Genomic DNA, 21,947 nt, shown 5'->3' with positions numbered 1-21,947 from the left:
GGATCTCCTGACGATGGCCATATTAACTTTCGTGCCACCGTCAGGAGATCCTTCGCCGTCAACGTCTCAGGATGACGGCTTAGGTGCTGAATCGGGTTACTAAACTAAGGTACATCTCGTGTTGTTTCACCTGTATAAAGCTGGCGAGGTCTACCAATTCTTGATTTAGTAGCAACCATTTCCATCCAGTGGCTCATCCAACCTACAGTTCTTGCCAAAGCAAAGATCACAGTAAACATGTTAGTTGGAATACCTATAGCGCTTAATGTTAAGCCTGAATAGAAATCAACGTTTGGATAAAGTTTCTTTTCAATGAAGTAATCATCTTCAAGAGCAATACGCTCTAACTCCATTGCTAGTTTAAATAAGGGTTCGTCTTTCGCACCAACCGCTTCTAAAACATCGTAACATGTTTGACGCATTACTTTAGCTCTTGGATCATAACTCTTGTACACGCGATGACCAAAGCCCATTAATCGGAATGGATCGTTTTTATCTTTAGCACGTTTAATATAATGATCAATACGGCTTACATCACCAATCTCTTTAAGCATATTCAAACATGCTTCATTTGCGCCACCATGAGCGGGGCCCCATAAAGCCCCAATACCAGCAGAAATACATGCAAAAGGATTCGCGCCAGTTGAACCAGCCAAGCGAACTGTGGATGTAGAAGCATTTTGTTCATGATCCGCGTGCAATATAAAAATAGTATCTAATGCTCTAACTAATACTGGATCTGGAGTAATTTCTTCAGAAGGTACGCCAAACATCATATGTAAAAAGTTTTCTGCATAAGACATTTTGTTTTTGGGGTACATGTAAGGCAAACCAGTGGAGTATTTATAACTCATAGCTGCTAACGTAGGCATTTTGGCAACAAGGCGAATTGCAGAAATAAAACGGTCTTGGGCATTATTTAAGTCCATGGTGTCATGGTAAAATGCAGATAAAGCACCAACCATTCCTACCATGATTGCCATTGGATGCGCATCACGTCGGAAACCGTTTAAGAATTGATACATTTGTTGATGTACCATTGTGTGGTTATTAATTAAACCCACAAAGTCTTTTTTCTCTGCTGTATTGGGTAATTCACCATTCAGCAAGAGATAACACACATCAAGGAAATCTTTCTTTTCTGCTAGTTGCTCAATTGGATATCCTCTGTACAGCAAAATACCGTTATCACCATCAATGTAAGTGATTTTAGATTCACAAGATGCTGTAGAAAGAAAACCCTGATCGAAGGTAAAGACACCACTTGAACCTAATTGAGTAATATCAATAACATCATTACCCATAGTAGGTGTATAAATTGGTAATTCTAATGTCTCGTGGCCTTCAATGCTAAGTTTTGCTGTTTTATTAGTCATTGCTTCTCCTGTTTCTAAGCATCTTAATTTTTCATTGTGCGCGGCACTATATACAAAATTAGCACGTGCAGTCAATTTAAACCTACTAATCCAATATTATGGTCGAGATTTCTAAATAATGACAGGGAAAAGGGTAATTAATTTATTTTATTAAGGAAATTCCTTATTTTCTTTAAAAAAAGAGTCTAAAAAGCGATGGATATATTTTCATTTTTAGCGGCCTGGATTTGCCTGAAAATTAGCTATCCTGGGTAAAAGTAAATTATGTTCTTGGTATTTACCGTGGTCGCTTAAGGCAACATAAAAATCGTTTTAATTCTTTAAATGTTTGTCGCCTATCTACAAGTAATGGTATGCCCTTACATTTTTTCAGAGCCTTGATTCAATTACCTCCTACGGTATGTTATCCTTTACCGCAGAATTTATCATAAGGATACATCCAGACCATGGTTTATCTAGCTAAAGAAGTCTTGCCAGTTAATATTGAAGACGAATTAAAGCAATCCTATTTGGATTATGCGATGAGCGTTATCGTAGGTCGGGCTTTGCCTGACGTGCGTGATGGATTAAAACCCGTTCACCGTCGTGTGCTTTATGCAATGAGTGAATTAGGGAATGATTGGAACAAGCCCTACAAGAAATCTGCTCGTGTGGTAGGGGATGTTATCGGTAAATACCACCCACATGGTGACACAGCAGTTTACGATACGATTGTACGTATGGCTCAACCATTTTCAATGCGTTATCTTTTGGTAGATGGTCAAGGTAACTTCGGGTCGGTTGATGGTGATTCCCCTGCGGCAATGCGTTATACCGAAGTAAGAATGTCAAAAGTAGCACACGCTTTACTTGCTGACTTAGAAAAAGAAACTGTAGATTTTAGCCCAAACTATGACGAGACTGAGTTTGCTCCATTAGTTTTACCTTCACGTGTACCTAATTTATTAGTGAACGGTTCTTCAGGTATTGCCGTTGGGATGGCAACGAATATTCCTCCGCATAATTTAACTGAAGTAATTAATGCCTGTGTTGCTCTGGTTGATAATCCTGAATTAAGTCTGGATGAAATCATGGAAATTATTCCTGGACCAGATTTTCCAACTGCCGCGATTATTAATGGTAGAGCGGGAATTATCCAAGGTTATCGGACGGGTAAAGGACGGGTAGTTATTCGTGCTCGCACCGAAATCGAAACGGATGAAGATACTGGGCGCCAAGCTATTATTATTCATGAGTTACCTTATCAGGTAAACAAAGCGCGCTTAGTGGAGCGTATTGCTGAATTAGTGCGTGATAAGAAAATCGAAGGGATTTCTGGGCTTCGTGATGAGTCGGATAAGCAGGGCATGCGGGTTGTTATCGAGCTGAAACGTAACGAAGTTGCAGATGTTATTCTCAACAACTTATTTGCTCATACCCAAATGCAAAACGTATTTGGTATTAACATGGTGGCCCTGGTCGATGGTCAACCACGCACATTAAACTTAAAAGAAATTCTTGAATACTTCATCAGGCACCGTCGCGAAGTAGTCACTCGTAGAACCTTATTTGATTTGAAAAAGGCAAGGGCTCGTGCTCATTTATTAGAAGGTTTAGGTATTGCGTTAGCTAATATCGATGAGATGATCGCGTTGATTAAACAGTCGCCAACTCCACAAGATGCAAAAGCTTCCTTATTAGCCAGGGAGTGGCAGCCTGGTATGGTTAAATCAATGCTGGAGCGTGCCGGTTCTGATGCATCTAGACCAGATGATTTACCTGACGAATTTGGCTTAAATGTTACAGGCTATAAGTTATCAGAAGCTCAGGCGCAAGCGATTCTTGAGTTACGTTTACATCGTTTGACAGCTTTAGAACAAGACAAAATTCTTAATGAATTTGAAGAGTTATTAAAGTTAATTAAAGAATTACTCGACATCTTGGCTTCTCCTGAACGATTAATGCAAGTGATTCGTGATGAATTAATTGATATTAAAGTTCAATTTGGCGATGAGCGACGCACAGAAATTACAGCGTCGCAAGAAGACTTAACGATTGAAGATTTAATCACTGAAGAAGATGTGGTAGTTACTTTATCGCATCAAGGCTATGTGAAATATCAGCCTTTAAGCGCTTATCAAGCACAACGCCGTGGCGGTAAAGGTAAATCAGCAACAAATGTTAAAGATGAAGATTTTGTTTCACGTTTAGTGATTGCCAGCACTCATGATACTTTGCTGTGTTTCTCAAACCACGGTAAGTTGTACTGGTTGAAGGCTTATCAGCTGCCTTTAGCAAGCCGTATTTCACGAGGCCGACCAATTATTAACATTCTTCCCTTGGCAGAAGGCGAGGAAATTAATGCCATGTTGCCCGTTCGAGCCTATCAGGAAGGTTTTTATGTCTTTATGGCAACACGTAATGGTACTGTGAAAAAGGTTCCACTGGATGCCTTTAGCCGGCCACGTTCTAATGGAATTATCGCGATCGATTTAGAGGAAAATGATCGCTTGGTTGGTGTTGACATTACGGATGGTACGAAGGACATCATGTTATTTACAGATACAGGTAAGGTCATTCGCTTTGACGAATCTAAAGTAAGACCTACTGGACGGACTGCTCGTGGAGTGCGCGGTATTCGTATTGAAGAGGATCAATCTGTAATTTCGTTAATTGTTGCTCATCCTAATGGAACCATCCTAACTGCAACCGAAAATGGTTATGGAAAACGTACCGCTATTGAAGAGTATCGTGTTTCTGGACGTGGTGGTCAGGGCGTTATTTCCATTCAAGTAACCGAGCGTAATGGTAAGGTTGTTCGTTCTGTTCAGGTGAATGATAATGACGAAGCGATGTTGATTACTGATAAAGGAACTTTAGTCCGTTTCCGAGTTAATGAATTATCAATTATCGGTAGAAATACCCAAGGTGTTCGTTTAATTAATGTCAGCTCTGGAGAGTCAGTTGTTGGTATGCAAAAAATTGAAGATTTAGGTGAAGGTCCTGAAGATCTAGAGGATAATCTTGATGAGGGCAGTTCATTAGAAATCGAAAACAACGATGATCATGATGACAGCCAGGACCTATAATTTCGGTGCAGGTCCTGCAATGCTTCCTGAGCCTCTGTTAAAAGAGGCTCAGGAAGAACTTCTTGATTGGAATAATACGGGGATGTCCATCTTAGAGATTGGCCATCGAACTCCAGAATTCATGTCTCTTTTAGAACATGCTGAGCACACACTAAGATACCTCTTAGGAATACCAAAAAACTATCATGTTCTATTTTTAGGTGGTGCTGCGCGCACGCAGTTTGCCATGATTCCAATGAATTTTTTGCATCCAGATGAACAAGCGGGTTACTTGGATACGGGAATTTGGTCGCATATCGCACTTCTTGAGGCGCAACGATTAAAAAAAGCATATTGTGTAGCAAGCGATGAGGCAAATGGCTACAAATCCATTCCCGAGCCTAAGTGTTGGGAATTAAAGGAAAATACCAGTTATTTGTATTACACGCCCAACGAAACCATCAATGGGGTTCGTTTTCCATTTGTGCCAAGGATTAATGGGCTTACCCTAGTTGCGGACATGACTTCCTGCTTACTCAGTGAGCCCATAAATATTCGCGATTACGGGTTGGTTTTTGCAGGTGCTCAAAAAAATATTGCCAATGCAGGTTTAACAGTAGTAATTATTCGTGATGATTTATTAGCAAAAGTTCCCAATCCAACTGTCCCTACGATGTTTGATTATAAGTTCCAAACGGAGCAGCATTCTCTGTATGCAACACCGCCGGTTTTTAATTGTTATTTAGCGGCCAAAATGTTTGATTGGGTAAAAGCGCAGGGCGGGATTGATGCTCTGTATGAAATAAATTGTAAGAAAGCAGCTAAATTATATCAGTATTTAGATGCAAATGATTTTTATACTACTCATGTAGATAAAGAAGCACGCTCAATTATGAATATCTGTTTCTCATTAAAGAATCCTTCCCTTGAGGAGCAATTTATACATCAAGCACAACTGTATGGTTTAAGTGCCTTAAAAGGGCACCGTTTTGTAGGTGGGATTCGTGCTAGTCTTTATAATGCTATGCCAATGTCTGGTGTGGATGCGTTAATTGAGTTTATGTCTGAATTTGCAAGGAAAAACTGCTCGTGAAAAGAATTAATTTACTTAGTAAGCCATCGCATGCAATAACCGGTGAAATCCGTGTTCCTGGAGATAAATCAATTTCTCATCGCTCTATAATATTTGGTGCTCTTGCCAAAGGGACTACCATCATTAATGGGTTCCTTGATGGTGAGGATTGCATGGCTACCCTTCGTGCTTTTCAAGCCATGGGGGTACAAATTGAAGGTCCTGATGAGCAACAAGTTATTATTTATGGTGTAGGCAAACATGGGTTAAAGAAGCCTGAACAGGTCATTGATTGTGGAAATTCTGGTACGAGCATGCGTTTATTGGCTGGATTATTGGCCGCTCAGGACTTTGATAGCGAGCTAATTGGTGATGAAAGTTTGATGAAACGTCCTATGCTGCGTATTAGTAAGCCTTTAATGCAAATGGGAGCAGATATATCTACAGTTGATGGCAAACCGCCGATTCGCATTAAAGGGGGAAAAAAGCTGAAGGGTATTAATTATGTAATGCCTGAGGCGAGCGCCCAAGTGAAGTCTTGCATTTTACTAGCTGGCCTTTATGCAGAAGGGGAAACAACGGTTACTGAAACGGGTATTAGTCGTAATCATACGGAACTCATGTTAGAAAGTTTTTCCTATCCAATATCTCGTAAAGATAACTCCATCACCCTTGATTCAAAAAGTGAGTGCATGGCTACAGAGATTTTTGTCCCTGGTGATATTTCTTCTGCAGCCTTCTTTATTGTTGCTGCAACGATTATTCCGGATTCCGATCTTATTATTCGTAATGTAGGCATTAATGAGACACGTACAGGCATTTTACATATTCTTTTAGAGATGGGTGCAAATATTACTCTTTTAAATCAGCGCCAGCAGGGAGAAGAGCAGGTCGCGGATATTCGTGTGCAATACTCTTCTTTGCAGGGCATAGATATTTCACCGACACTTGTTCCGTTAGCAATCGATGAATTTCCTATTATTTTTATTGCTGCGGCATGTGCTCAGGGCCAAACTACGTTACACGGCGCAAAAGAACTACGCTTCAAAGAGAGTGATCGCATTGCTGCGATGATTGAGGGATTAAATCAATTAGGAATTAAAGCCCAAGCGCTAGAAGATGGTGCTTTAATAGAAGGAGGTAAACTACAAGGCGGGACAGTGGATAGTTTAGGTGATCATCGTATCGCGATGTCTTTTGCAATTGCAGGAGCAGTCGCCTCAGCACCAGTAATTGTGGAAAATTGTGCCAATGTGGCCACTTCATTCCCATTATTTGTTGCAACAGCAAAAGAACTTCAACTTCAATTAGAGGAAGTAGCTGAACATGTACGATAAAAAAATCCCCGTAATTACTCTTGATGGTCCCAGTGGGACTGGTAAAGGGACTTTATGCCATTTGCTTGCCAAGCATTTACAATGGAATATGCTCGATAGTGGTGCGATTTATCGAGTTTTAGCTTATGCCATTCGGAAAAATAATATTGATTTCCAGGACGTCAATCAAATTACAGAACTAGCACGTACCTTAAATTTACGTTTTGAATCTTCTGAGGAGAACATATCCTTGGTTATTTTAAATAATGAAGATGTAAGTACGGCTATTCGCAGCGAACAGTGTGGGCAAGATGCTTCAAAAATTGCTGCAATTCCAGAGGTACGCTTAGCATTATTAGAGCGTCAACGTGATTTTGCACAGCTTCCTGGTTTAGTTACTGATGGGCGTGATATGGGCACAGTGGTATTTCCTGATGCTGTTTTAAAGATCTTTTTGTATGCAGATGAACAAGAAAGAGCAAATAGACGGTATTTACAGTTGAAAGAAAAAGGAAATAATGTTAGCCTCGCGCAGGTTGTAGAAGAATTGGTTAAACGTGATACAAGGGATACTGCACGTACTCACGCACCATTGAAGCCTGCAGAGGATGCAGTGCAAATTGATACAACAAGATTAACCATTGTACAAGTGTTCAATACTGTATTAAAATTAATAGATGAACGTTTGAATAATGTTTAAGTAAGGGCCTGTTCTCGTTTGCTATCTTAGTGATTAATAAGACGGTAAGGACGAAGACGAGCTCAGTTTTAGGGGGGAAGGCTGAGTGGGACTCATGCTTTCATTTTTTTACTAAAGAGTTTATTAACATGTCTGAAAGTTTCAAAGAATTGTTTGAGCAAAGTATTGCTGGTGCTCAATTTTATCCTGGTGCCATTATCACTGCTAAAGTTATAGGTATTGATGATGATTATGTCATTTTAAATGCTGGACTTAAGTCCGAAGGTATTGTTGCCGTAGAAGAGTTTTACGACAAAGACGGAGCACTGGAAGTTAGCCTAGGCGATACTGTCGAAGTAGCATTGGATTCAGTTGAAGATGGCTACGGCGAAACGCTCCTTTCAAGAGAAAAAGCAAAACGTCAAGAAGCATGGCGCAAACTATCTAAGTCTCACGAAAACAACGAAACTGTTACTGGTCTTATTTCCGGTAAAGTTAAAGGTGGTTTCACCGTTGAAATTGGTACAATCCGCGCATTCTTACCTGGTTCATTAGTAGATGTTAGACCTGTAAGAGATCCTTCTTACCTGGAAGGCAAAGAGCTAGAGTTCAAAGTAATTAAGATGGACTTAAAGCGCAATAACATTGTTGTTTCTCGACGTGCAGTTGTTGAAGAGGAAAGCAGTGCTGACAGACAAGCCTTGCTTGAATCATTACATGATGGCCAAGAGCTTCATGGTATCGTTAAGAACCTTACTGACTACGGTGCATTCATTGACTTGGGCGGCATAGATGGCTTGCTCCATATCACTGATATTTCTTGGAAGCGTGTGAAGCACCCAAGTGAAGTATTGTCAGTTGGTCAAGACGTTAAAGTTAAAGTATTAAGTTTTGATAGCGAAAGAAATCGTGTTTCTTTAGGTATGAAACAATTAGGAAACGATCCCTGGGTTGACCTGGTTGAGCGTTATCCTTTACATAAGAAATTACAAGGTAAAGTTACTAACATTACTGATTACGGTTGCTTTGTTGAAATTGAAGAAGGCGTTGAAGGTCTAGTTCACATGTCTGAAATGGATTGGACTAACAAAAACGTTCACCCAAGCAAAGTTGTGTCTATGGGCGATATCGTTGATGTAATGGTTCTTGAAATTGATGAAGAGCGCCGTCGTATTTCTTTAGGTATGAAACAATGCGTTGGCAATCCATGGCAACAATTTGCTGCTACGCACTCTAAAGGCCAAAAAGTAACTGGTAAGATTCGTTCTATTACTGACTTCGGTATTTTCATCGGATTAGATGGTGAGATTGATGGTTTAGTTCATCTATCTGATATTTCCTGGACTGTTCCTGGCGAAGAAGCAGTGAAACAGTTTAAGAAAGGTCAAGAATTAGAAGCTGTTATCCTTGCAATTGATCCAGAGCGTGAGCGTATTTCTTTAGGCTTGAAACAATTAGAAGGTGATAACTTCACTAGCTATGTTGACGAGTTTACTAAAGGTGCCATCGTTAAAGGTAAAGTAACAGCAGTAGATGCAAAAACTGTTACGGTTTCGTTGGCTGATGATATTGTTGGTACAATCCGTGCTAGCGAATTGTCTGACGAGCGTGTTGACGATGCAACAACTGTTGTCAAAGAAGGTGATGAAATCGAAGCGAAAATCATCAATGTTGACCGCAAAAACCGTTCAATTTCTCTTTCTGTGAAAGCGAAAGATGCTCAAGATGAAGCTGATGCTATTAAGAAGTATTCTAGAACAGAAGGTGCTTCTACAACTACTTTAGGCGATTTGCTTAAAGAGAAAATGGCAAGCAAAGAAGGGGAGTAGTTTCCTTCTTAAGTAATAAGTTAAAAAGCGTAGATTTATCTACGCTTTTTATTTTTTCCGAAGAATTAATGTAAGTTTTTACAAGGTATGTTTAAATTGCAAAGAGCTACTGTCATTACGGCGCAAGGCTCGCAATAAGGAGTTTATATACCCTGTAAATGCTTAGTAGGCTGGGCTATAAAGCCCAGCAATTGTTTGTGCTTATCTTCGATGCTGGCTTTATAGCCCAGCCTACATCAGGGTGAATGCAGACGCCATTACGTAAACACTTACGTATAAATAAAGTCCAGCAACGTAAGTCGGGGTATGTACTCAACTACGGTGCGAATAAGTTAAGCTGTACTTATTGCAGAAATTGATTGTTGAGCAAGAGAGCTCAACCAACAAAAAAGGAACAATTATGCGCATAGTAATGCTGGTTATTTATATACTGCTTATTATTATTGGCGTTAGTTTTGCAGCGTTAAATGCTGCTTCTGTGGATGTTAATTTTTATTTTAATACAGTATCTATGCCTATATCGGTTCTAATAACCATAATGTTAGGAATCGGGATCTTGATTGGATTTATTCTATTTATTGGACGCTATTGGCGTTTAAAGGCTGAGTGCCTTAGAATAAGGAACCAATTAAAGTTGACAGAAAAAGAAATTAAAAATCTGCGTTCAATACCTTTACAAGATCAACATTAATTTTATTATGATGGAACTTAATAAAAAAGCGAGAGGGGAATATTAAATGATTGATTTGTGGCCATTACTATTGCCTGCTGCTGCATGGTCAGGCTGGTGGGTAGCAAACCGCAATAAATCGAAGCCCGATCCCAATCTTTATAATCGCTTGTCTCGTGAATATGTTGTGGGTTTGAATTATCTATTAAATGAGCAATCCGATAAAGCAGTTGATATTTTTATTAAATTATTAGAAGTTGATAGCGATACAGTGGAAACCCATTTGGCATTGGGAAGTTTATTTAGACGCCGTGGTGAGGTAGATCGAGCCATTCGTATTCATCAAAATTTAATTGCCAGACCACAACTCAGTATTCAGCAAAGAAAAGAGTCATTAATGGCTTTAGGGCAAGATTATATGAGTGCGGGACTCTTTGATCGTGCAGAGCGGATCTTTTTAGAAGTTGTTGAATTAGGCGGGTCAAAAGAGACGCGAAGCCTGCATGGTTTATTGGCAATATACCAGCAAGAAAAAGCCTGGGAAAAAGCATTAGATATTATTAAAAAACTGGAGATTTCTACGGGCACCAGTTTTCATATGCAAGCAGCACATTATTATTGTGAAATGGCGAATCAAGCGTTGAAGGCTAATGCCATTGATCGCGCAGCTTATTGCATTAAACAAGCAATGAATGTTGATTCAGGTTCAGTACGCGCAAGTCTAATGCATGCGGGACTGGAAATGAAAGAAGGGCGCTATAAGCATGCAATTCGTTCTTTAAAACGAGTTCCGCAACAAGACGCAGATTTTTTAACTGAAATTATTGAGCCATTAGTTCAATGCCATATGGAACTGGATTCCATGGGAGATTGTATTAATTATCTTAAGGACACTTTGGAGCATCATCCAAGAGCTTCAGTAATTTTTGTGATTGCTGACTACTTAAGGCAGCATAAGAACATGGATGCCGCTATTGATTTTGTAGCGGATAATTTGAGCAAACATCCATCAATACGAGGTTTAAACCACTTAATTAATTGGCACCTTGAATCAGCTCATGGAAAAGTGCGCGACAAATTACAAATGCTTTATGATATTACAAGCAAGTTTTTAGATAACAAACCAGTGTATCGATGTAGCCATTGTGGTTTTGGTGGCAAACATCTGCATTGGCATTGTCCTAGTTGTAAAAACTGGGGAAGAATGAAGCCGGTGCATGGCTTAGAAGGGTATTAGTGGTAACGTTTTGATAACGTAAGGATAAACCTATCAAGGCGATACGATTAACGTTTATACACTATATGAAGAGATTATGATGCAATTTATCGATTTGAAAACACAGTATTCTTTAATTGAGCACGAAGTTTTAAATAGCATAAGAAATGTATTGAACCATGGGCAATACATCATGGGACCCGAAATCGCCCAATTAGAAGAGCAATTAGCGAATTTTGTTGGCGTTAAGCACGCTATTGTGAATTCAAGTGGAACTGATGCGTTATTAATGGCATTAATGGCATTAGACATTCAACCAGGTGATGAAGTTATTACAAGCCCTTTCAGTTTCTTTGCAACTTCTGAAGTGATCAGTCTTTGCCATGCGAAACCTGTATTTGTTGATATCGATCCATTAACTTATAACCTGGATCCAAAAAAGCTGGAAGCGGCAATTACAAGCAAAACTAAAGCAATTATGCCTGTTGGTTTATATGGCCAGTGTGCTGATCATGATGCAATTAATGCAATCGCAGATAAATACGGTATTGCTGTAATTGAAGATGCGGCACAAAGCTTTGGTGCTACCTATAAAGGTAAGCGTTCTTGTGCCTTATCAACAATTGGTTGTACTAGCTTTTTCCCATCAAAGCCTTTAGGTGGTTATGGTGATTCTGGAGCTTGCTTTACGAATGACGATAAAATAGCTCAGAAATTAATTGAAGTTCGTATTCATGGCCAGAATGCACGCTATTGCCATAGCCGTATTGGCATCAATGGTCGTATGGATACAATTCAAGCTGCAATCTTGCTTGAAAAAATGAAGTTATTTCCAGATGAAATTATCATGCGTCAAAAAGTCGCGAAACGCTATGATCAGATGCTTTCTCCATTGGCAAAAACCCCCTTTGTCCATAGCCATAACACCAGTGTCTACGCTCAATACACCATTGAAGTGGACAACCGTGATGAATTTCAACAAGCAATGCAGGCTGCAGGAGTTCCAACAGCAGTCCATTACCCCTCACCATTGCATTTACAGGCTGCGATGGCTTATTTAGGTTATTCAGCGGGAGATTTTCCGCATGCAGAGAAAGCAAGTCATCGTGTAATAAGCTTACCTATGCATCCTTACTTACAGGAAGCTGAGCAAATTAAAGTGGTTGAGGCAGTTAAAAAAGCATTAATGCGTCAAGAAGAAGAGGTTATGGCCTAATGTCCTCTCCATTAATTGTTGCATTGGATTTCAATCGGGAGCAGGATGCTTTTAATTTAGTTGATAAGTTAAACCCTAAAGAGTGCTCCTTAAAAGTTGGTAGCGAGTTGTTTACTCTCTTTGGGACTCACTTTGTACGGCAATTAGTGGATCGGCAATTTAAAGTTTTTTTGGATTTAAAATTTCATGATATTCCTAATACTGTAGCTAATGCCTGTAAGGCTGGTGCAGATTTAGGGGTTTGGATGATGAATGTTCATGCCTCTGGTGGAATGAACATGATGCTCTCAGCCAGACAAGCTCTAGAGTCTTATGGTGCAAATAGGCCCATTTTGATTGCAGTAACTGTATTAACTAGTTTTAGTCAAATGGATTTAGCTTCAGTAGGAATAACTATTCCTGTAATCGAACATGTTAAAAACTTAGCGCGTTTAGCTAAAGAATCCGGTTTAGATGGTGTTGTAAGTTCTGCACATGAGGTAGAAGAAATTAAAAAGACCTGCGGAGCAGATTTTATTACGGTAACACCGGGAATAAGACTGACAACTGATGCTAAAAATGATCAAACACGGATTATGACACCCTCTGAGGCAATAGCTGCAGGCAGTGATTATTTAGTTGTTGGTCGCCCCATTACGGGAGCAAGCGAGCCTGAAAAAGTGATTACTGCTATTCTGGAGAGTGTTAGAAAGTAGAGAGTATTGCTTGCGATTTTCAATAAGAGCGAGGCGCAATCTGGATTTTTAATTTTTGATAAGCTCTCGCTAAGCTGCTGCCTAGTAAAGTAAGCGTTCACGCTGTATGTATTCTATTAATAAAAAATTGCTGTCATTGCGAACAAAGTGAAGCAACCCAGTACTGAGTCTTAACGAAGCAGCGTTCTGGGTTGTTTCGCCATGGCTCGCGATGACGAAATTTACATATCTCGTGCACGCTTATCTAGTAAAAACTCCCAAGACGTAGCTTCTCATTAATTAAAGACCGATATTATTGGTAGATTCAACAGAATTTTCCTCTTTAAGTATTTCTTTACCAAGGTCAATATCTAAATTGCTCCAGATGGTCGCGATGCATTTATCAATAAATGTAAAATTAATTCCTAAATGCGTATTCATAAGTGTTTTGTTAATGCTTTCGAACTCGGTCAATTGTTGAGTTAACATAGCTTGTTGCTTTTTATCCAGCGCATTTAACATGAAAGTCCAACGCTCAAATAGGCTTTTAAATGCGACTTGTCCTAATTTAGTAAAAGTATGTGCATGAAGTGAAAGTTTTTCGAGTTGCTCAGTCAGTAGACCAATTAACGTGATCTTATCAGCGCCCAATCGATGAGATTTTTCGAGTAAATCGGCGTAAATGATGAGGGGACCGGGCATACCCACTTGAATAAATGGTGCTATTCCTATTTTGTTCGATGCTACTAACTTAGCAGAACTATCTTCCAGAGGAGATATTGCTTCAAAAAGTTTCAATGATGCGGCTAGATTCGCAATATTAAGCAGGTTCGTTTCAATTAAATCAGGCACCTCTGATAGCTGAAAATTTAAAGAAGAATTGTTTAACAGTTTTTTAATAAAGTGTGCTTTTTGTTGGTCTGTAAAATTATCTTTAGCTTTAGGTATCTTAAAGTCATAGTCTCCAGAGCTTATAGTATTTATATAGTGAGATATTACTTGCGCTAGCTCATTAGTATTTATTTTTTCTCCAGAAATATTTTGTTCTGACTTAAAAAAAAGAGGTTTTTTTTCTCTAGTCATGGTTCTTTATCCTTTTTAATAAAATAAATGCAATATATGACTTAATTTTAGCATTTGTGTGCTAATTATGAAAATAAGTCCTACAATCGTTAATCGCGTTCATCTTAGACAGTGCGATAAGTTATATTTGTTGGAGCGATTTCATGATTATCCTCCAGACTAGAGCTCTCAATATCTTCATTAGGAAGCTTTTTCATTTGAGCTTCCTCAATAAACCGAATAAACTCAGATCCGTTTGTGTAACTCCATGCGGATTCCTGGGCAAAAAAGTTACTGTTGTAGTCTGAAGATAAATATTTACTTAATTCCCCACCAGCTCGTTCACCCTCAATGAATGCCTGTTTTATATTTTCTGAGTTTATTACAGACAGCATCGTATCTAAAATTCGCATGTGAGGTGGCCCTAAGTATTCACAGTGCTCAATACCTAGATAACGTGCTTCTAATATTGAGTATGAACCTGTTGCCATGGCAAATTGGGCATCACGTAAACCACGCATTAATACTGCGGAACTTTGGGTGCGCCCACAATAATACATGGGGAATGAACGCGCTTCACATTGAAATTTCCACTCGAGATATTGCTTACTCTGAGGATTGGCTCCGACCAAAAGAACTGGCCAGTCCTCTGGGTTTCCCACAGTCAGTAAGATTTTTTGTAAAAATGCCCCGCCTTTTTCGCCTGGGCCATCTTTACTACAATAAATAACAATTAGTTGGTCTGAACGCTCCTTACCGGTGGAGTCTATATGGGATGAGAATTGGTCTCCAATATGGTTTATCCATTCTTCTCTTGTTTTTGCATCGAGTATTTTTTCGGGAGTTAATGATGGGAGCATGGGAAAGCCCCCGTTACCTGTAACCCCTGTTTGGAGAACATGTATATTTTGATAGTTAGTAAAATTTTTTAACCCAGTTACAAAGCCAAACCCATTAATACTCATACCAGGAACACAACTAAGTAATATTTTGCAATGAGCTGGAAGTTCGAATTGGATTTTTAAATGTCTTGCTGTTACAGGACTCTGCAAATGAGCCCAACCGGCAAATATAAACGCATCCAATGAGCGGGTTAGGTTAAGAAAATCATTCCATTTAGCTTGCTCTTGGAGTACTTCCTCAGGGAGCGTTAAATGGTCTTCGATTAAATTCAGCTCTTGAGCGCTTATAAGCACTTCTTTAGGAATAAATGCAATATAAGTGGTTATTGTTTTAAAATTAGGCTCAGATAATTTTAATACGCTACTCCTCTTTTTCTTGGCTTCGTTTAATATTGGATTAAATTTTTCAGGAATACTTTCTAAGGGAAAAATCTCAGGTGAACTATCGGTTAGGTCTTTATAATAAACTAGTTCAGTTTTAGCTTCACTTTCTTCTAGAACAAATAAAGGATAGTCTGTAGATATTTCGGACTTCTCTCTAGAAAAATAGCAAGGTTTTTCTTTTAACATTAGCGAATGCTCGCCTTTTTTAGATAATTCTACTCGAGAGCTTTTAGGCCTTTGTAGATAATACGTATCCTTGCTTGTTTCATTAATATACCAGTGCACAGAGGAGTCTAATGTTTTTACAGTGTTATTATCTATTTTTTTGTACTCAATATATTTATTTCTTATCCCTGGAATACTTTTTTCAAGACTACTTTCTTTAGTCAAAAATAACCAAACTGTTCCATTTAATCCTTTATCCGATAAAAAGTCTTCCCAACTTTTTTTAACTCGCTGCGCTCTTTCTGCTGATGCCTCATCGTAACTTAGACACAAGTGAATTTCGCTACCTGAAGGAGTATTTTTCAACATATAAAATCGAAATATATTTAATAAGGCTTCGTCTCCACCTGTGTTACTTTCAAACCTTGTATAAAATAATACTTTCATATTTATAAGCATCCTGAGTGATAGCAGATGATATGGATAAGTATACACAATGATTATTAAGGGTTTATTATGACTTTAATTTGAACGACTTATGTGTTAATGCCGCTTTGTCTTTTAAATTGAATGTTTCCTTTAGCGATTGTGTATGAGTAATGCAGAAATACCCTAGCGAATCTATGAATGAATAAGTTTGACGCATTACACAAAATCATGTTAATTGTATTTTATAAAAGTTTATGAGTCTTCATGCGAACGCAGCATACAACTCAAGAGCGATAATGCGTTAAACTCGCATTGGGTTGCTCGCAATGACGAAATTTATAACACAATCATGAGCCTTAAGAATTTTACGTTATTCTTTGCCGCGTTGTATTTAGAATTCCCAGGAAGGGATTGATAAATATAAAAATTAATTATCAGGAGCCAAAACACAAAAGATTATCCAGATGTTTATGGAAAGGACTTTCATACTCGGGAGCTAAGTGATGACACCACAACATGTAATAAGCCAACTACTAGAATCAGACACCAAATACCCTAAAAATCTGGACTTATTAAAGAAAATTATTATCACCGCTCAATTAGGCCGCTTACAAATTAATGGATTGCCCCCAGATAATAAAATTTCCTTAGCAAGCTATCTTTTTGATAGTGAAAATATAATGTTTGACTTTACTCGTTTGAGTGAAGAAAAAAGAAAGTTGTTTACCCAATGGCTTTTGGAGCCACATCAAAAAGATAAGACACGAGCCCATTTTAGAGGGGCAACAGTTAATGAGTATCGTGGTTTTACTGCAGAAGCATTTTTGAACTGGTGGGGAATTATCAAAAGCTGGATCAATAAGCGCTATTCTGAATATTGGAAAATAGCGGACTTAAATATTTCTTTAAACTACCAATTAGTTGGTGTGGAAATGTGTCATGGTAAACATGGCATTTTAATTGGTTTTGATCAGTTTCTGGTCCCTGGTAATGATACCAAATACCATGACCCAAACGATTCACAAAAAGACCCATTAGGTAATACGAAGAGAGTCTTTATTACTGAACAGCTTGTTGATCAGTTAATTCATAAAGACATACAAGCCTTAGATTTTGAACCAATTTGCAAAAATCCCCACCCCCATTCCGTCTATGTTTCGAATATGCAAGAGCGTTTGGCCCAAATGTATGATTATCGAAGCATGCAACGCTACTTAGCGCACCAGCCATGGTATGTGCGCTTATGGAGTTGGATAATTCCAGGTGCTGCAGAGGCAAGTAAAACGAAAAGTAGTGTGGTTAAGGGCAATCATTTAGTTTCTTTATATCAGGACGATACTGTACAAATTGAATACTATAGCAAGACCCATGAAATTTTGGTTAAAGAAAAGCGCCCCAATATTGATAATATTGTTTACTGTGGCGGTGGGGCTAAGATTTACGGGCATGTGGGCTTTTGGAAGGCACTCAATGAGGCACAAATTCATCCTACAAAATTTGCCGGGAGCTCTGCTGGAGCGATTATGGCCTTACTTTGTTATTTAGGCTATACCGCAAATGAAATCACTGAGTTTTTCCAAAACTTCAAACAGGAGCATTTAGTTCATTTTGACATTGATATGAATGGTATGTCTGATCCGCATTCGTTAAAGACAGCTCTTGATTATGCAATTACTTATAAATTAAACCAAATTGTTTCCAAATATAATATTCCATATCCGCAAGGAAAAATTACTTTTGCAACACTTGAGGCAATAAGACAGACCGTTCCAGATTGTGGTTTGGGCCAAGAGCTTGTGGTAACTGCAACCAATAAACGACTAGGAAAAACACGTTATTTTTCATTAAAGCATTCACCTGATTTTGAAGTAAGTGAAGCAGTTAAAATTTCCGCAAGCTTTCCCATCGTTTATCGTTCTACAGTCTTAGATGGTGATGAACACAACGATGGAGGAATTTTAACTAACTTTCCAACAGAGGCATTCTTCGATGATCATTCCACTTTGCTGGAATCAGAATATGGCAATAATTTAAAGGTTTTGGCTGTTCAGTTTGATAATGGAACGGAGCGAACTGCAATAGATCGTATGGTAGAGCGGGTTTATAAAGAACATTTTTTCATGAATTGGGGCTATCGAGTACTTACCGGTGTGGATGATCCTGCAAGTGGCTGGGAGCAAGATCGTTTAAAATTACGTAAATATTCATCTCAATCAATTGTGATTAATGTGAATAATGTTTCTACTACATCCTTTACGGTTGATGAAGAAAATAGGAATAAAATGATTCAGGCAGGATATGAAGCAACAATGAGTCATTTAAAAGCACGCTATATCTGTAGTGAAGAGGAAGGTTTTGAAAATGATGAGTACATGTACTCTAAGTTTACTTGTATTGGCGATTTATTATCTTATTGCTGCTACCGTGGGGATTTTCATTGGTTTGAGCAAATTAGTCATATCGCACTGGAGGCAAACCTACCTAATAAGTCAGGAATAATAAGTCAAATTCATGAATTAAGGGCCTTATATTTTCATCCCAAAGTCCAGGCTTCGCCAAAAAATGAAAAGCTCGTAGAGGACAACTCCCTAACATTCTTTGGTAATGCAATACCTCAAGAACCGCGACCTGCAATGCATAATGAACATCATAAAGTGCTGCTTGCTGTGTATCCAATTTTTCTAATGTTAAGCTCAGATTTATTAAAAGATAATGCCGATAAACGTCTTTTTGAGCAAGCCAGGCATGCTTTTACGCTACAAACTCCTTTTGTAAGTCTTGAATATTTAATGAAGTTAAAGCAGCCAATTAATATCATGCTCCATATAGTGATTAATTTACTTAAGGAATTACAAGACAACCCGCGACAAGAGGTTTATGATGCATTTACAGCGGTGGCCACGGTATTTAAAAGTAATCGTCCTATATACCGAAATGAATTTTATGCGCATTGGGATTTATCGTTTGTCCAAAGCTTGCGAGTATTAAATGTGTTAAATAACTACTCAGCCTCTGTGGCGACTGGCTTATTGAACTCATTAAGCAGAGGAGATGAACCTTTGCAAAGAGTTGTTAATGGAGAATATTGTGAAGATTATGAGGATTTTTCGGATGAGGTGCCACATTTAACGGGTTTTAATGTGTGAATGTACTGACTGAACATGTATTTCAAGATATACTAAATTTTTTGTATGAGTCTAATTTATGTACAGTAGCCTGACGCTTTACTATCTAAACCAAATTGGAATTAGACCTTGGATTAAGAGAGAGGAGCAAGAACAAGCTCAAGTGCTCTCCAATGCAGTAAAGCTGGCTGTATTTGTTTCCTCAACGCTAAGTGTGAAAGCGGAATTCTTGTTACAGCAGATGATAGAGTATCTGAATTTGAATGATGACGAGTTTACTGTTATTTCTGCCCAAAAAATAGGATTGCAGCCTCGTGACATGGCTTGTGCCTCCTTGGCAACCTTGGTATTTGGTGTAAGCCAGGAACAAGTGTTTACCCAGGAGCAATCCATCCTCTTTAATACCCTGGATTTGGATTACGTGCTAAGCAATCCCCGGGAAAAAAGAACGGTTTTTAAGGTTCTTAGTGAAATTAAGCAGTTGGTATCCTAAATTCTATATCATGAAGTTAAAGGGATTTACATTACTTGAATTGTTAATCACCATGATGTTATTTCTTGGCTTATCTCTAATTGCAATTGCATCTTATTCCTATTTTTTACATAAAAATGAGCGGCAAACATTCATTGATGAATTAAAAAACTCAATACAGTATGCGAAAACTCAAACGCTTATTTTAAATAGTACCGTTTACCTTGCACCTATAGATGACTCTTTAAATTGGGCCAATGGGATACAACTGTTTACGAGAAAGAGCAATAAAATAGAACAATTATATCAATGGCAATGGCATCATCCAGGTTGGCAGTTGTCATGGATTGGTGCGCGTCCTGGAAATAGGATTATTTTTTCTAATAATCCGGCTAATGCGATGTGTAATGGTCGTTTTATTCTGACGAGTAGAGATTATGATAAGCGCACAGAAATTATTTTGAATCGCCTGGGTAGAGTTAGAGAAAGTGAGTAAACGTTCACTTCTGTCATTGCGAACAAAGTGAAGCAACCCAGTACTGAGTCTTAACGAAGCATTGTTCTGGGTTGCTTCGCCATGGTTTGCAATGACGAAATTTAAATATCTCGTGAATGCTTACGAAAGTGCCCCAAACTAAACGGATGATATACTCAGAGGTTGAGCTCAATCACTGACGAAATGTGTTCTTGCTGTATCGATTCCTCCATTTCATCCAAATTTTCTTTCATTTTACTAACTAATGAACAGGTTTTGGTTTCTTTAAAAAACAAAAAGTTATTACCTTTGGTAACTGCTAGATTCATTAAACCTGCGGTCAGATATAGTACCCCAAGCCCTGCAATCGCTAATGCAATATTTGCTAAGATATAGTTAACATTTCTATGATGAGCAAAAATCTCTTTATTTGTATTTATTAATGTTTGGCAATGCTTAGTATATGATTCAACGTTTTGATTATATTCCATAATAGACATATATTTTAGTTTTTCCATTTTGTCTTGAATCTCAGCAATCAAATGATTGAGGGTCTTAGCTACCTTACCATGTCCTCTTTTTATTAAGGCCTCTTCTTGCTTTTTCAAAATTTTTACTTGGGTCAGGGCAGCCTCTATTCGATTCATACTTTGAGGATAAGCTTTAGTAAGAATGGCATTATTGGCTTTTTCTTCGGAGGTATGAACATGAGAAAAATGCTCTATAGCCTCATCAATGGAAAAACGTTGGTTACTATGGGGATGGAACATTCCTTTAAGTGCAGCTCGAATAATAGAGCTATTTTCCTCATCTAAGTCTTTAATATCGGAAAATAAAGTATTTAAATCCACTTGATGGGCGTTAGTTTTAGCATAGGAATAGGTGCCAACTGTCATCAGCATTGAAAGAGTCTTATCATTCCATAATTCGGCAATAACTCGTGCCATAGAAAAAACATCAGCTTTACAGCTTTGCGACGTTTCATCCCATATTTCTGGCGCTTTATAAAGAGGTGTTCCAGGATATTCCCCATCAGGGGAGGCTGCCGCTGTACTGAGACCAAAATCAATAATGTTTAGAGAAAATGGTTTGGTGCTCATATCTACTAAAATGTTTTCTGGCTTTATATCTCTATGGATAATACCTTTATCAGTTACCTGTTCCTTCAAGACCTTTAACAAGGCTTTACTTAACTCAATACGGTCATTCACTGTTAAAATTTGCGTACCGGCTAAATCATCTTGAAGAATAGAAGCTAGCTCTCGACCAGGGAGTTTGTTTAGTACCGTAAAACTTGCAGAATTATTTTTCCAACCTCCTAATGTGGGTTTTTTAACAGCAAGATGAGTGGTCTTCGTGGATAAATCGTATTCCCGCAAAACTACTTGTTTCGGTAAAAAAGTATTGTGAAATTGTATTTTTACAGCTCTTTTCTTTCCCTTAGCTCCTTGCTCTTTAAATTGAAAAGAATCATTATTGAGGGCGAAGGTACCCTCGATCTCATAAACTTCCCCAAATGCTCCTTTACCCAAGAGACGCTCACTTATAAATTCATAACGAACCCCACTTTTTCCTTCTTTACGCTGACGCCAAATTACATCGGATGAAAATTCAAAACTAGATCCATCTGCAAAAATATAAATTTGCCCTTTTTGCCAAACCTTTATCCCTCGCTTTAGTTGGGAATCAAAAAAAGCCTGAAGTTTTTTGGCATTTTGCTGGGAAAGATTCCTGGGATCGATGATTTGTGGCATTGGTTATCTTTGTGTTATAGGATTGAGCATACTTTACACTATGTGACCTTTCTTGAAAAGTATTTCACCAAAAAGCATTGGTTA

Annotated in this window: 16 protein-coding genes; 12 read left to right on the top strand and 4 right to left on the bottom strand. The window is 38.4% G+C overall.

Going from position 1 to position 21,947, the window contains the following annotated elements; all coding sequences use genetic code 11:
* Nucleotides 1-104 precede the first annotated feature (104 nt).
* Nucleotides 105-1,376 (bottom strand): citrate synthase, encoded by a 1,272-nt coding sequence (gene gltA / locus BN3124_RS13385; protein WP_058535280.1) that lies wholly within the window; start codon nt 1,374-1,376, stop codon nt 105-107.
* A gap of 446 nt (nt 1,377-1,822) precedes the next feature.
* On the opposite strand from gltA, the gene gyrA reads away from it, so the two are divergent.
* From gyrA to pyrF, 9 genes are all read left to right on the top strand, one after another.
* The gene (gene gyrA / locus BN3124_RS13380) at nt 1,823-4,444 is read left to right on the top strand and encodes a DNA gyrase subunit A (RefSeq protein WP_058535279.1); all 2,622 of its coding nucleotides are present in this window, start codon (nt 1,823-1,825) and stop codon (nt 4,442-4,444) included.
* On the top strand, nt 4,425-5,516 hold the full coding sequence (gene serC, locus BN3124_RS13375) for a 3-phosphoserine/phosphohydroxythreonine transaminase (RefSeq protein ID WP_058535278.1): 1,092 nt from the start codon (nt 4,425-4,427) through the stop codon (nt 5,514-5,516). Before gyrA ends, serC begins: the two co-directional genes overlap by 20 nt.
* Before the next feature lie 5 nt (nt 5,517-5,521).
* Nucleotides 5,522-6,832 carry a 3-phosphoshikimate 1-carboxyvinyltransferase gene (gene aroA / locus BN3124_RS13370; RefSeq protein ID WP_230849164.1) on the top strand — a complete coding sequence of 437 codons (1,311 nt, stop codon included), beginning with the start codon at nt 5,522-5,524 and terminating at the stop codon, nt 6,830-6,832.
* Nucleotides 6,822-7,511 carry a (d)CMP kinase gene (gene cmk, locus BN3124_RS13365; protein ID WP_058535276.1) on the top strand — a complete coding sequence of 230 codons (690 nt, stop codon included), beginning with the start codon at nt 6,822-6,824 and terminating at the stop codon, nt 7,509-7,511. The genes aroA and cmk overlap by 11 nt, the downstream gene beginning before the upstream one ends.
* Before the next feature lie 128 nt (nt 7,512-7,639).
* Nucleotides 7,640-9,319 carry a 30S ribosomal protein S1 gene (rpsA, locus tag BN3124_RS13360; protein WP_058535275.1) on the top strand — a complete coding sequence of 560 codons (1,680 nt, stop codon included), beginning with the start codon at nt 7,640-7,642 and terminating at the stop codon, nt 9,317-9,319.
* 400 nt (nt 9,320-9,719) lie between these two features.
* Nucleotides 9,720-10,010 carry a lipopolysaccharide assembly protein LapA domain-containing protein gene (locus BN3124_RS13355; RefSeq protein WP_058535274.1) on the top strand — a complete coding sequence of 97 codons (291 nt, stop codon included), beginning with the start codon at nt 9,720-9,722 and terminating at the stop codon, nt 10,008-10,010.
* A 46-nt stretch (nt 10,011-10,056) separates the two neighbouring features.
* Nucleotides 10,057-11,226 carry a lipopolysaccharide assembly protein LapB gene (gene lapB / locus BN3124_RS13350; protein ID WP_058535273.1) on the top strand — a complete coding sequence of 390 codons (1,170 nt, stop codon included), beginning with the start codon at nt 10,057-10,059 and terminating at the stop codon, nt 11,224-11,226.
* A 79-nt stretch (nt 11,227-11,305) separates the two neighbouring features.
* Nucleotides 11,306-12,421, top strand: a complete 1,116-nt coding sequence (locus BN3124_RS13345) for a DegT/DnrJ/EryC1/StrS family aminotransferase (protein ID WP_058535909.1) — start codon at nt 11,306-11,308, stop codon at nt 12,419-12,421.
* Nucleotides 12,421-13,116, top strand: a complete 696-nt coding sequence (gene pyrF, locus BN3124_RS13340; protein ID WP_058535272.1) for an orotidine-5'-phosphate decarboxylase — start codon at nt 12,421-12,423, stop codon at nt 13,114-13,116. Before BN3124_RS13345 ends, pyrF begins: the two co-directional genes overlap by 1 nt.
* Nucleotides 13,117-13,395: 279 nt before the next feature.
* On the opposite strand, the gene BN3124_RS13335 is transcribed toward pyrF, so the two are convergent.
* Both BN3124_RS13335 and BN3124_RS13330 read right to left on the bottom strand, forming a co-directional pair.
* Nucleotides 13,396-14,178 carry a hypothetical protein gene (locus tag BN3124_RS13335; protein WP_058535271.1) on the bottom strand — a complete coding sequence of 261 codons (783 nt, stop codon included), beginning with the start codon at nt 14,176-14,178 and terminating at the stop codon, nt 13,396-13,398.
* A 104-nt stretch (nt 14,179-14,282) separates the two neighbouring features.
* The gene (locus tag BN3124_RS13330) at nt 14,283-16,055 is read right to left on the bottom strand and encodes a hypothetical protein (protein ID WP_058535270.1); all 1,773 of its coding nucleotides are present in this window, start codon (nt 16,053-16,055) and stop codon (nt 14,283-14,285) included.
* 485 nt (nt 16,056-16,540) lie between these two features.
* Here BN3124_RS13330 and vpdC point away from each other — a divergent pair, with 485 nt between their 5' ends.
* Genes vpdC through BN3124_RS13315 form a run of 3 tightly spaced genes read left to right on the top strand, consistent with a single transcriptional unit; the run spans nt 16,541 to nt 20,130 of the window.
* Complete coding sequence (gene vpdC, locus BN3124_RS13325; protein ID WP_058535269.1) at nt 16,541-19,183, top strand: Dot/Icm T4SS effector VpdC; 2,643 nt, start codon at nt 16,541-16,543, stop codon at nt 19,181-19,183.
* A gap of 58 nt (nt 19,184-19,241) precedes the next feature.
* Nucleotides 19,242-19,655 (top strand): DNA polymerase III subunit psi, encoded by a 414-nt coding sequence (locus BN3124_RS13320; protein ID WP_058535268.1) that lies wholly within the window; start codon nt 19,242-19,244, stop codon nt 19,653-19,655.
* Nucleotides 19,630-20,130, top strand: coding sequence for a GspH/FimT family pseudopilin (locus tag BN3124_RS13315; RefSeq protein WP_230849145.1), 501 nt, complete (start codon nt 19,630-19,632; stop codon nt 20,128-20,130). Before BN3124_RS13320 ends, BN3124_RS13315 begins: the two co-directional genes overlap by 26 nt.
* 155 nt (nt 20,131-20,285) lie before the next feature.
* Here BN3124_RS13315 and legK1 read toward each other — a convergent pair whose 3' ends face one another.
* Complete coding sequence (gene legK1, locus BN3124_RS13310; RefSeq protein WP_058535266.1) at nt 20,286-21,863, bottom strand: Dot/Icm T4SS effector kinase LegK1; 1,578 nt, start codon at nt 21,861-21,863, stop codon at nt 20,286-20,288.
* Between the last annotated feature and the right edge of the window lie 84 nt (nt 21,864-21,947).

The organism is Legionella saoudiensis, from assembly GCF_001465875.1.
GTDB classification, from domain to species: domain Bacteria; phylum Pseudomonadota; class Gammaproteobacteria; order Legionellales; family Legionellaceae; genus Legionella; species Legionella saoudiensis.
Note: the sequence above shows the minus strand (reverse complement) of the source record. Positions and strands in the feature narration are given on the sequence as shown.